The sequence below is a fragment of the Loktanella salsilacus genome (assembly GCF_900114485.1).
Lineage (GTDB): Bacteria > Pseudomonadota > Alphaproteobacteria > Rhodobacterales > Rhodobacteraceae > Loktanella > Loktanella salsilacus.
Genome location: NZ_FOTF01000010.1, coordinates 144,717 through 156,135 on the forward strand (window position 1 = coordinate 144,717; position 11,419 = coordinate 156,135).

At 61.5% G+C, this 11,419-nt stretch carries 13 protein-coding genes, 1 tRNA gene and 1 pseudogene; 8 read left to right on the plus strand and 7 right to left on the minus strand.

Features of this window, described 5'->3' with window-relative positions; genetic code table 11:
- Nucleotides 1-10: 10 nt before the first annotated feature.
- The 6 genes from BM131_RS10955 to BM131_RS10980 are packed head-to-tail and all read right to left on the minus strand — an operon-like array spanning nucleotide 11 to nucleotide 5,440.
- Nucleotides 11-805 carry an MBL fold metallo-hydrolase gene (locus BM131_RS10955; protein ID WP_090189373.1) on the minus strand — a complete coding sequence of 265 codons (795 nt, stop codon included), beginning with the start codon at nucleotides 803-805 and terminating at the stop codon, nucleotides 11-13.
- A complete protein-coding gene (locus tag BM131_RS10960; protein WP_090189375.1) occupies nucleotides 802-1,587 on the minus strand; it encodes a TatD family hydrolase in 786 nt (261 codons plus the stop codon). The genes BM131_RS10955 and BM131_RS10960 overlap by 4 nt, the downstream gene beginning before the upstream one ends.
- A gap of 16 nt (nucleotides 1,588-1,603) precedes the next feature.
- On the minus strand, nucleotides 1,604-2,722 hold the full coding sequence (locus tag BM131_RS10965) for a DNA polymerase III subunit delta' (RefSeq protein WP_090189377.1): 1,119 nt from the start codon (nucleotides 2,720-2,722) through the stop codon (nucleotides 1,604-1,606).
- Nucleotides 2,719-3,330, minus strand: a complete 612-nt coding sequence (tmk, locus tag BM131_RS10970; RefSeq protein ID WP_090189379.1) for a dTMP kinase — start codon at nucleotides 3,328-3,330, stop codon at nucleotides 2,719-2,721. Before tmk ends, BM131_RS10965 begins: the two co-directional genes overlap by 4 nt.
- Nucleotides 3,327-4,529 carry a D-alanyl-D-alanine carboxypeptidase family protein gene (locus BM131_RS10975; RefSeq protein ID WP_090189381.1) on the minus strand — a complete coding sequence of 401 codons (1,203 nt, stop codon included), beginning with the start codon at nucleotides 4,527-4,529 and terminating at the stop codon, nucleotides 3,327-3,329. Before BM131_RS10975 ends, tmk begins: the two co-directional genes overlap by 4 nt.
- A 20-nt stretch (nucleotides 4,530-4,549) precedes the next feature.
- Entirely contained in the window at nucleotides 4,550-5,440 is an 891-nt protein-coding gene (locus tag BM131_RS10980; RefSeq protein WP_245754215.1) for an SPOR domain-containing protein, read from the minus strand.
- 223 nt (nucleotides 5,441-5,663) lie between these two features.
- Here BM131_RS10980 and BM131_RS10985 point away from each other — a divergent pair.
- Together BM131_RS10985 and BM131_RS10990 are read left to right on the plus strand one after the other, a co-directional pair.
- Nucleotides 5,664-5,753: transfer RNA gene (locus tag BM131_RS10985), tRNA-Ser, on the plus strand.
- Between the two features lie 139 nt (nucleotides 5,754-5,892).
- Nucleotides 5,893-7,233 carry a DUF6538 domain-containing protein gene (locus BM131_RS10990; RefSeq protein ID WP_090189383.1) on the plus strand — a complete coding sequence of 447 codons (1,341 nt, stop codon included), beginning with the start codon at nucleotides 5,893-5,895 and terminating at the stop codon, nucleotides 7,231-7,233.
- Nucleotides 7,234-7,237: 4 nt separating this feature from the next.
- On the opposite strand, the gene BM131_RS10995 is transcribed toward BM131_RS10990, so the two are convergent.
- Nucleotides 7,238-7,501, minus strand: coding sequence for a hypothetical protein (locus BM131_RS10995; protein WP_090189385.1), 264 nt, complete (start codon nucleotides 7,499-7,501; stop codon nucleotides 7,238-7,240).
- Nucleotides 7,502-8,124: 623 nt separating this feature from the next.
- Between BM131_RS10995 and BM131_RS11000 the strand changes: the two genes are divergently transcribed.
- The 6 genes and pseudogenes from BM131_RS11000 to tnpC form a co-directional block, all read left to right on the plus strand.
- On the plus strand, nucleotides 8,125-8,622 hold the full coding sequence (locus BM131_RS11000) for a DUF3987 domain-containing protein (protein ID WP_175499284.1): 498 nt from the start codon (nucleotides 8,125-8,127) through the stop codon (nucleotides 8,620-8,622).
- A pseudogene (locus BM131_RS11005) lies at nucleotides 8,586-8,798 on the plus strand (ATP-binding protein); the annotation flags it as partial. The gene BM131_RS11000 and the pseudogene BM131_RS11005, both read left to right, overlap by 37 nt.
- A gap of 102 nt (nucleotides 8,799-8,900) precedes the next feature.
- Nucleotides 8,901-9,272 carry a hypothetical protein gene (locus BM131_RS11010; RefSeq protein ID WP_090189389.1) on the plus strand — a complete coding sequence of 124 codons (372 nt, stop codon included), beginning with the start codon at nucleotides 8,901-8,903 and terminating at the stop codon, nucleotides 9,270-9,272.
- A 310-nt stretch (nucleotides 9,273-9,582) separates the two neighbouring features.
- A complete protein-coding gene (gene tnpA, locus BM131_RS11020; protein WP_090189391.1) occupies nucleotides 9,583-9,957 on the plus strand; it encodes an IS66-like element accessory protein TnpA in 375 nt (124 codons plus the stop codon).
- Nucleotides 9,954-10,301, plus strand: a complete 348-nt coding sequence (gene tnpB / locus BM131_RS11025; RefSeq protein ID WP_090189393.1) for an IS66 family insertion sequence element accessory protein TnpB — start codon at nucleotides 9,954-9,956, stop codon at nucleotides 10,299-10,301. Before tnpA ends, tnpB begins: the two co-directional genes overlap by 4 nt.
- Before the next feature lie 62 nt (nucleotides 10,302-10,363).
- On the plus strand, nucleotides 10,364-11,419 hold a 1,056-nt coding region (gene tnpC, locus BM131_RS11030; protein WP_090189395.1), incomplete at its 3' end, for an IS66 family transposase.

Genomic DNA, 11,419 nt, shown 5'->3' on the forward strand with positions numbered 1-11,419 from the left:
CGCCAGGTGATCAGTCGGGCAGGGTCAGCGTGCGGCCGTCGTAAGCAGGGGTGACGCCGCTGGGGAGTTCTGCGCAGAGCGTGGCGTAATCAAGGTCGATATGCATATTCGTCAGGACAGCCTGCGCTGGTTTGACGCGGGCGATCCAGTCAAGAGTTTGGCTGAGGTGGCTGTGGCTGGGGTGGGGTGTACGGCGCAGGGCGTCGACGATCCACAGATCAAGGTTTTGCAGCACGTCCCATGACGGGCCGGGGATGTCTGAGACATCCGGCAGATAGGCCATGCCAGCCACGCGAAAGCCAAGGGCCGGGATGGTGCCGTGTTCAACCTCGAACGGGGTCAGGACGATTTGGCCGCCGGCACCGTTGACGATGATATCACCGCGGATGTGGCGCAGATCGCAGATCGGCGGATAGGCAGAGCCGGGCGGCGTCTCGAACGCATAGTCAAAGCGTTCGCGCAGCGCGGCAGAGGTTGGCGTGTCGGCCCAGACATCAAGGCGTTTGCGCATGTTGAACACCAGCATGCGCAGGTCGTCGATGCCGTGGACGTGGTCGGCATGAGGGTGGGTGTAGACGACAGCGTCGAGTTCGCCCACGCCCGCATCAAGCAATTGCGCACGCATGTCGGGCGAGGTGTCGATCAGCACACGCGTGGTGCCGCCCGTGCCATCGCGTTCGACAAGCAAGGAGCAGCGGCGGCGGTTGTTCTTTGGCTCGTTCGGGTCGCAGTCGCCCCAATGCCCGCCAAGGCGCGGCACACCGCCCGACGATCCGCAGCCTAGGATCGTGAAGCGATAGCTCATGCGGCTTTCCAGAATAGGCGATCAAAGTTGGCGCTGGTGGCTTTTGCAAAGTCGTCGAGCGATAGCTCAAACGTATCTGCCCCGACCTGCGCGGTATGGGCGGTATAAGCCGGTTCATTGCGGCGGCCCCGGAAGGGCGGCGGCGCAAGATAGGGGCTGTCGGTTTCTGTCAGGATGCGGTCCAGCGGCGCGTCCTTGAAGATATCGCGCAGCTCTTTTGACTTCGGAAACGCGGCGATACCGGACATGGACAGATAGAAATCCATATCCAAAGCGGCCTCTGCCAGCGCGCGGGTGGATGAAAAGCAGTGCATCATGCAGGTGTATTTGCCTGCGTCATATTCCTCGCGCAGGATGTGGGCCATGTCGTCGTCGGCGTCGCGGGCGTGGATGATCAGGGGCAGCTTGGTCTGGCGGCACGCCTCGATATGCAGGCGCAGGCTGTCTTGCTGCGCGGCCTTGGTTTCGGCGGTGTAGTGATAGTCAAGACCGGTTTCGCCAATGCCGACAAACTTGGGGTGCTGGGCCAGTGTGACCAGTTCTTCGACGGTGACGGGGGCGTGTTCGCCCACGCTCATCGGGTGTACGCCTGCGGCCCAGAATACGCCGTCATATGCATCAGCAATTGCAGCGACGCGCGGGGCGTTGGGCAGTTTCGTGCAGATCGTCACCATGCGGGTGACGCCAGCGGCGCGGGCGCGGTCGATCACCGCGCTGCGTTCGTCGTCGAAATCCGGGAAATCCAGATGGCAATGGGCGTCAACGAGGATGGGCAGTGTCATAAACCGGGGGGTGCTTTCAGGCTGAGACGCTGGCCTGCGCCGTCTGTTCGATGCTTAACACCATATCAAGGATCAGCGCCGCAGGGTCAAGGTTGACCGCCCGTCCATGCCGCGCGCGGGCAGAGGCTTTTTGCTGCAGATCGGCCCAGGCGCGGGCGGCGTAGTCATGCGGCGCAAGGCGGGTCAGCAGGCGCGCTTCGCCGGGGGCCCCTTGGCTTGGCGGCTCGCCCAGCAGGCCAGCGCGGGCGGTGCGGGCCAAGAAGTGGTCGATCAGGTCTAGGACAAGTGCAAAGCGGGTGTCGTTGACCTTGCCCGCGCAGCTTTCGGCCAGCTTGATCGCGGCGTTGCGGTCCAGATGGGGCAGGCCGCTAAGCAAGCCGATGATCTGCGCATAAAGCTGCAAGCCGTCCTGCGTCAGCAGGCGCACGGCGTCGCCAGCAGACCCGGCAGAGAGGGTGGCGAGCGATTCTGTCGCATCCGTCGACAGGCCCGCCTGTTCAAGCGCTGCGCCAAGGTCGTCTGGCGATAGCGGCGCACAGCGCAAGACGCGGCAGCGCGAGCGGATGGTAGGCAGCAGGCGCGAGGGCTGGTGCGCGATCAATAGCAGGGATGTGCGGGCTGGGGGCTCTTCGAGTTCTTTCAGGATCGCGTTGGCGGCAGAGCGGTTCATTTCGTCTGCGGCGTCGACGATCACAACGCGGCGGCCGCCGTCGGTGGCGGACATGTGGAAAAAGTCCCGCATGCCGCGCACGGCGTCCACGGTGATTTCCGATTTCAGCACGCCGGTTTTTTCGTCTGCCGGGCGGCGCACGACGTAAAGACGCGGGTGCGCGCCGGATGCGATCAGGCGGGCGTCGGGATTTTCAGGGTCGATATTCAGCGACGTGACCGGGGGCGGGTCGCCGAACAGGCCGCCTTCTGCCGGGCGGTCAGCCAGCAGAAACGTCGCCAGTTTCCACGCCAGCGTCGCCTTGCCCACGCCGCGCGGTCCGGTGATCAGCCAGCCAGAGTGCATGCGGCCCGCGTTCCATGTGTCTAGAAAGTCGTGCATCGCAGCGTCTTGGCCGAAAAGCACAGGCGTGTCGCGCGGGTGCGGGGCACCGGCGATGCGGTCAGGCTCTGGCGCGTCACTCACAGGTGGGCCCGGATTTCAGAGGCGACAGCAGCGGGATCGCGGTTGCCGTCGATCACGACGCAGCGATCGGCGTTGTCGCGTGCCAAGGTCAGAAAGCCGTGGCGCAGGGTTTCCTGAAAGCTTAGGCCCATATCCTCGAACCGGTCTTCGCCGCTGGACCGGGCAAGGCCGCGGCGCAGCGCAATCGCGGGGTCCATGTCGATGATAAGGGTCAGGTCAGGCTCGCGGCCGATGGTCAGCTTGTGCAGGGCATCGACGGTGGGGCGCAGATCGCCGCGCGTCGCGCCCTGATAAACGCGGGTGCTGTCGGCAAAGCGGTCGCTGATGACGATTTTGCCCGCGTCCAGCGCAGGCAACACGGTCTTTTCCAGATGATCGCGGCGGGCGGCTGTGAACAGCAGGATTTCCGTCATCGCAGACCAGCGGTCGGTGTCACCGGTCAGCAGCAGGTTGCGGATTTCTTCGGCTCCCGGACTGCCGCCGGGTTCGCGCGTCAGGACGACATCCGTGCCATCCGCGCGCAGGGCATCGGCCAGCAGGCGGGCCTGCGTGGATTTTCCGGACCCGTCGATGCCCTCGAAGGTGATGAAACGTGGCGCTTCGCTCATGCGGGGTCGGCGGGGGCGTCTGCCTCTGCCGGGGTGTCATTCGCGGCGGCGTCGGTGATTTTGCCCATCAGCACATTCGCGGCAGTTTTCATGCGGGGCATAAAGCCGCCAAGCGCTACGTCGCGGTCGGCGACCAGCGGGATGCGCTTTTCGGGCATGCCTTCAAGGTTGATCACCAACTCGCCCAACTGCTCGCCTGCTGCAATCGGCGCGCGCACGGGGCTGTCATAGACGACATCGGCGGTCAGGTTGTCTTGCTGCATCACGGGGATCAGCAAGGACAAATCGTTCGCCACGGTCAGACCGACCTGCTCAGCCTCGCCCATCCAGACAGAGGCGTCGGCGATCACGGTGCCTTTGGTCGCGACGTCCTTTTGCGCAAACTGGCGAAAGGCCCAGTTGACGACTTTCTCGCTTTCCTCGCGCCGCTCTGCGGTGCTGTCCATGCCCGACAGGACAAAGATGATGCGGCGGCCGTCCTGTTTGGCGGACCCGACAAGGCCGTAGCCCGCCTCTGTCGTGTGGCCGGTTTTCAGACCGTCAGCCCCGATGCCAAGCCCAAGGATCGGGTTGCGATTCTGGCTGTTGGACGGCACGCGGCCATCGAACAGGAATTCCTGTTCGGAAAAGATCGGATAGAACGTGGGGTAGTCGGTGATCAGGTGATCGGCCAGCGTGCCAAGGTCGCGCATCGACATCTCGTGGCCTTTGGCAGGCCAGCCGTTCGAATTCGCAAAGGTCGAATTCATCATCCCCATCTGCCGCGCCCGGTCGGTCATCATGCGGGCAAAGCCGGCCTCTGTGCCGTCTGGCGACAGCGCTTCTGCCAGCACGGCAGAGGCGTCGTTGCCGGACAAGACGATCACGCCGCGCAGCAGGTCTTCGACTTTGACGCGGTCGGTGGTGTCCAGAAACATGCTCGACCCGTCATAGCTGGCGGCATGTTCCGACACGGGCAGTTCTTCGTCGATGCGCAGGCGGCCATCGGCAATCGCCTCGAACGCCATGTAGATTGTCATCAGCTTGGACATGGACGCAGGCGGCAAGGGCCGGTCGGCGTCTTTGGCCAGCAGGACCGTGCCAGTGCTTTCGTCCAGCACATAGGCCGCGCGCGCAGAGGTGTTAAAGGCCTGCGCCTGCGCGCTGCCAGCGACGGCGCAGATCAGCAGGGCCGCAAAGGGGCGAAGAGTGGCAAACATGAAAAGCGCTCCGGCAGGGTCTAGTTGGTAACGGCGTAGGCATCCGGGAAGCCAAGTCCCTTGATCTTTGTCAGCACGGCGCTGCGGTCGCCCGCTGTTGGGGCGGGGCCAACGATGACGCGCCAGAAGGCTTTGCCTTGGCTGTTTCCGGCCAGAACCTGCGCCGACAAGCCGTTGTCGCGCAGACGGTCAGCTGTGGTGTTGGCGTTTGCCTCTACGCTGAAAATACCGATCTGGATGAAAGGCTTATCAAGCGAAGAGCCTGTCGCAGCGGGTGCCGGGGCCGGGGCGGGCGCAGGTGTTGCGGCGGCCAGTTCGGTCGTCACGGCGGGGGCAGGCTCTGCGCCTGTGCTGGTGGGCTCGGTGCTAGCGGGTTCCAGCGGCGTGGCGGCGATGACTTCAGGTGCGTCGAAATCAGTGATCGCAGTTTCCGTCGGCGCTGGGGCCTCTTCACGGCGCAGCGCGATGACGCTGAGCGTTGTGGGCGATCCAGCAAGGATACCAAGCGTTTCTGCCGCGTCAGACGACACTTGCAGCGCGGGGCCGGGGTTTTCCAGCTCTCGGCGGAACAGGGCACCGATCACGAACTTACCGTTGGACGGGTTGCGGATGATCACACGCTCTGGGTCGGTGACGGTGGGGTGGGCGACCCAAACGCCGCCCAGCGACGGGCGACCGTCCCACAGGCCTGCTTCTGAGATCGAAAACACTTCTGGTGCTTCGATGTCGCGTTCGACCAGCGACATGCCGTCCGTGGCAACCGCACCTGCCGCGCCGTTTCCGGTCGCGCCCGCGCCAAAGCTTGGCATCTTGTCACATCCGGCCAGTGCCGTCGCTGCCATCAAAGCCATCACCCCGGCGGTCCGCCGCAGTGTGTTCGAAGCTGCCGTGATTTGCGATGTGTCCGCCATTGCTCGCCCTTTTGATCTTTGGGCGTGGCCTACCGTTTCACACGGCCTTGATCAGCGCACACCCGTATGCGCAGCCCGCCCCCAAGGGGGAGGCCGCAATTAACCGCACCCTAGCGCTATGCCTGCCGTTTTGAAAGAGTTCCGCGCAGCCCCTGCGCGGATTTCCCCAAAGCGTGAAGTGACTTTACGCGCCCCGCAGCTTGCCTTATGACGCGCGCATCGCGGAGGCTTGGCAGAGTGGTCGAATGCACCGGTCTTGAAAACCGGCGAGGGTGTGAGCCCTCCCAGGGTTCGAATCCCTGAGCCTCCGCCAGATTGAATTTGACTTATTTTAAATTTTTTACTATATTTTAGATACTTAACTAATAAATTTCTGTGTAGTATTAGTTATCAGCCTTGATTTGCTACCCATTTTGCCCCACATTCTGCTACACTAGGCGGTGGTGGAAGCAATGTCTGACAATCTCATCCTGCGCGGCAAGACCTACTATTTGAAGCGTCGTGTGCCGTCGCGGTATGCGGAGGTTGAGCCGCGCCCTGTGATCTGGGAAAGCTTGAAGACCGATTCTAGGACGATCGCGGGCCAGAAATTGGAGCGGGTCTGGAGCGGATATCTGGATGGATGGGAGGCGAAGCTCGCCGGACGTGACGGCGATGCCGAGGCTCGCTTTCGCGCCGCCCGCAACCTGGCGGCGACGAGAGGATATGCTTTTCTGACAGCGGAGGCCGTATCGACGCTGCCGTTGGCTGAACTGCTTGCAAGGGTGGAATCAACGCAGATCAAGATTGGCTTACCGGAGCCGGAAACGGCGCTGGCAGTCTTGGGCGGGGTCGAGGAACCGGGACTGCTGCTCTCCGACTTGGTGGCGCACATCGAAGAGATTTCGGCTCATGAGAACCGCTTCAAAAGCACGCAGCAAATGCGGTTGTGGCGCAATGATCGCAAGCGGTCGGTTGCCAACTTAATTACAGCTCTCGGTGGAGATCGCTCTGTCGCGCAGATCGGCGCGGCTGAGGCGCGCGTGCATCGCAAGTGGTGGAAGGCGCGTTTAGTAACCGAGAAGCTAAAGATTGACAGCGCGAACAAGGATCTCACCTATATGAGCGGGATGCTGCGGCGATACTACGACCATCTCGAGCATCCCGACCCGCCGCGGCCTTACGCCGGCGTGACGATTAGAGACCGGCACGCCAAACCTGCACGTAAAAAGGAAGTGCCTGTCGACTGGATCACAGAGCGCTGGCTGAAGCCCGGCGCGCTTGACGGCCTGAACAACGAGGCGCGGGATATCTTATTAATTAGCATCGAGACCGGATGTCGCCAGTCGGAAATCTTCGAGCTGCCGGCCCACGCATTCCAGTTAAATGTCGCTATTCCTCACCTTCTTATCGCTAATGAAGATGGCGAAAAAGATGAGATTGACCGACGGGAGATCAAAAACATTCATTCTGAGCGTCAGGTGCCGCTTGTCGGTCTCGCGCTGGCCGCCGCGAGGCGCCACCCAGACGGCTTCCCGCGGTATCGCCACACGCGAAACTATTCCGATACCGTAAACAAGTTTCTGCGTGAGAACGATTTGTTACCTAAGGGTGTGACAATAGGCGGGGTGCGCCACATGTGGGAAAGCCGATTGAAGGCAGCCGGCGTGGCCATGGATGACAGGGGCGAAATCATGGGCCATAGCGTCAAGGAAATTCGTGGGCGCGAAGTCTATGGGGACGATATCGAACTGCAAATGCGGCGCAATGTGGTATCCAAGATCGCCCTTCCTGTTCCCGAACACCTGATGTGACCTGTCAGCGGGCGCGAGCCTGTTTGGCTAGCGCTCTTGCTCGGGCCAAGGCGCTGGAGGAGACTCGCGCGGCCTCGAGCTCGGCCTCGAGACGCAGGAAAATCGGCAGGTAAGCTTCGTTCTCGTCAAGCAGGATCGCGACAAGCTCAAGTGCGGCTTCTATGCGTGCAACGTCAATGACCTGCCCTTTTGTCTGCGCACGCGAAGCGGCCGGCTGCGCAGGGGCGCAGTCGGCGGCGTTGCTTTGCGATGTCAGATCAATAGGCAAGACTTTTCAGTGCGCGTGAGCGCATCCTTTGGGGTGTGACTGGGCGGGAGAGCGTCAGGGACGCGATGGGTTAGATTTATCAGGTCCGGAACGCAAATACACCTGATCGCCAGGAGAAAGCTGTGGATACGCATGAAGTTTCCGTGGACGGCGGCATCGAGACACTTGCATCGCGTTTTGAAGGCCGTCTTTCCGAGACGATCGGCCGCTGCGTTTGAACTGTTTGCCATGAACGCCTTGGCGCGTCGCTGGACCGGGACGTGGCCCCGCAAGACCCCTGATCCAGCGTCACGAAGATCTGCAGCGGAATTGTCGCTCCCATGGGGAATTTTGACCTCGGAAGTCTATGACCGCGCAAACTGGCAAGTCGTCCAAATTTAGATTGTTCTCCCAACTTAGCCAAGTTTGCTACATCGTGAGTCCACTTTTCACTCCGAAAACCGTCTTTAAGGCCAACGTCGATTTTCCACGGTGGCCGCGAAACACGAGAACGGAGAACGTGAATCATGACGAACGACAAGCCTGAATGGCCGAAGGGGCCGCCCCGCCCGATCGGTCCGCCTGCGGCGAAAGAGTCGCCGACGGGCCAGCCCGAACCCCAACCAGACTCAGCACCTCGACCGATGCAGAAATCCGCACGCGAGAGCGGTGATAGCGCCGTCGGTGCGGACTGGCTAAAGCCCGCTGCCGAAGCGACCGGCGACGCGCCCGATGTCGGCGTACCGGCAGAGACGTTGCGGTCGACCTATACAGACTGGGCTGAGCAGAGGGCGCAGGCCGGTGGCACGTTCTTGGCGGTTCTTCTGGGAAAATGCGGTGCGGCCATCGGCAATGCGCGCGTTGCGACCGCGGGGCCAGGCACCTGGTTCCTAGCCGTGCTGTGGATCATGACCGTTGGCACGTCCGGGGCGGCTAAGTCGCCTGCCATCTGGGCCGTTGTCGATCTTTACGAAAAGCTCGAACAGCGGCTGCGGGCCGCGCATGGGGACGATCGGGACCTGACTGAACGAGAGCGTGCCGAAATCGCTGCGGACGATGCGCAGCATCAACGCATCCTGGCGGCGACGGGTACCAACGATGCGAATACGAGCGCACCAGCGTCGTCATCACAACCAACTTGAGCTTCAGCGAATGGGCCAGCGTGTTCGGCGATGCGAAAATGACTACCGCGCTCCTCGACCGCCTCACCCACCGCTGCCACATCCTGGATACCGGTAATGACAGCTATCGGTTCAAGGCCAGCTCAGAGACCGCGAAAAAGAAACGAAAGGAGACAGCAGCATTGACGCCATCATGACGCAAAGAACATAACAACTGGGTGGGTCAAGTCTCGGTGACAATGCCGGGTCAGTTCTCAGTGACAATCAACACAGCAGATCTCAAAGCGACCGGAAAAGACATGGATGTCCTGATCTACAAAACAGCGCTGATGGTTGAGAAGTGTCCCGATTGGCTCACGCTGGGCGATGCCGTGGAGCTGAGAATGTTGGAAGATGGAAGGGTGAAATCCCACGCCGTGAACAAGGAGCGGTGGATCCTTTTGTTCGGCAAGAGACGTTTGGTCCGGATCGGAACATTGGGAGAACAAACAGCCAGCCTCTTGCGTCCGGCGTTGGCACGGAACTCTCATCTCAGGGTCCGCATCGTTGAGCTGATAACCTCGAAGCTGTCAGGCGACAAAAAGGCTCATATCTCGGTTTCTGTCTGGGGGGATACCAAGGCGCTGGTCACAGAGGGTGCGGAGGCCTTTCCTGACCAGCGCCTGACTTAATCAACTTGGTGCGGAACTTTGGACCGGAAAGCTAACCCGCTGGTGCGATACAGCTAACGTTTACCTATCAGGGATAGTTTTCCGTCTCTCAACCAGTCATCAAGTTTCGACCAGCGCTTGCGCCCCGATACGTTTTTGACAGCGATGGCGACGGCCCGCTTTTGACCGACCAGAACGACCAGTTTCTTGCCACGGGTGACCCCGGTGTAGAGTAACCACTTCGTTGTGACCGCCTGCCTGATTTCCGGCTGATTTGCTAAGATACGTGCTTAACGACGTCGTTAGCGACGTATCTTAGGTGGGTTCGGCGATGCGTGGTGAGATACTTGGGTTTGAACGTCGGCGTCGCTGGAGCGACGAGGAGAAACTCGGAATTGTCATGGCGGTGGGCGTAGATGATGCGACGGTCACGCAGGTGGCGCAGCGTCACGAGATCACGCGGCAACAGATCTATGCGTGGCGACATGATCTGAAGAACAAAGGACTTTGGTCGCCTGACGTTGGTACTCTCTTCCTTCCTTTTGATATTCCGACGCATGGCGTTCCCGCCATTGCAGACACGCCCATCATTGCGGCCCCGATGGCGGTCGAGGTGCGCCTGCGCAACGGCCGCAGCCTGCACTTCGACAGCAACATGGCTGCAGTGGCGCTGACGCAGCTGATCCGCGCAGTGGAAGCGGTATGATTGGTCCGGGCACTGGCGTTCGCGTCTACGTGGCTTGCGGCGTGACGGACATGCGCAAAGGCATCGCCGGTCTTGCGGCGCTGACTCAGGATGTGCTGCGCCAGAAGCCGACGGGCGGTGCGGTCTTCGCCTTTCGCGGCCGCAGGGGCGACCGGCTCAAGCTTCTGTATTGGGACGGCCAGGGCTTTTGTCTCTACTACAAAGTCTTGGAGCGCGGCCGCTTTCCCTGGCCTGCGATGACCGAGGGTGCCGTCCGGCTGACGTCCGCGCAGCTCGCCATGCTCTGGGAAGGCATTGACTGGCGCAGGCCGGATTGGGGCGGACCGCCGGCCCGTGTGGGCTGAATATATGATTCAAAACGCTTTGTTTTTATAGCGCTATCACGTGCCCTGTGGTAGAAATGTGCATGTCAAATGTAACGCAAAATCTGCCAGATGATCCCGCCATATTGAAAACGATGATTGCGGCTTTGCAGGCCGAGAATGCCAAGATCTCGGCGACATTGCGGGTCCACGACCAGCTGGTTCAGGCCCTGCGCCTGCGGATCGCCAAGTTGCAGAAGCTGGCTTTCGGCAAATCCTCCGAGAAGATCGAACGCGAGATCGAGCAACTGGAACTGGCGCTTGAAGACTTGCTGCTGGCCGTGGCCGAGGGTGATGAAGCGCCCATCGACGAAGGACACAATGAGCCGTCTCCAGAGGCTGCCGATGCGCCCGCTCTGCGCCGCCGCCCACGTGTCTCTGATGCGACACCGCGCGAGCGTTGTGAGCTTGATCCCGGCACATGCTGCGCTGACTGCGGCGGCGATCTGCGGGTTGTGGGCGAGGATGTCAGCGAACTGCTGGACATGATTGCAGCCCAGATGAAGGTGATCCAGATCGCCCGGATCAAGAAGTCCTGCCGGCGCTGTGAGCGAATGGTGCAGGAGCCTGCGCCCAGCCGGCCAATCCCGGGCAGCATGGCAGGTCCGAACCTGCTGGCCCATATTCTGGTCTCAAAATTTGATGATCATCTTCCTTTGTATCGCCAGCACGAGATCTTTGCCCGCATGGGCGCAGACATTCCCGAGACCACGCTTGTGGGCTGGTGCGGGCGGGCCATGAAGACCCTTTCGCCACTGATCGAACGGATTGAGGCGGACATCATGGGCAGCGATCTGCTGCACGCAGATGACACGCCGATCCGTGTGCTGGACCGGTCGTTGCGCGACAAGGGGCTTGGTAAAGGCGTCAGGCAGGGCCGGATCTGGGCCTATGTGCGCGACCAGCGCCCTTGGGCTGGATCAAGCCCGCCCGGGGCCGTCTATCGGTTCGCACAGGACTGGAAGGAAGAGCATGTCCTGAGCCATCTGGCCAGCGCCCGCGGCATCCTTCAGGCTGACGGCTACAAGGGCTATGCTAAGCTTTATGAGCCAGAGCCTGACGGCACCCCCCGTTTACGCGAGGCGGCCTGTTGGGCGCAC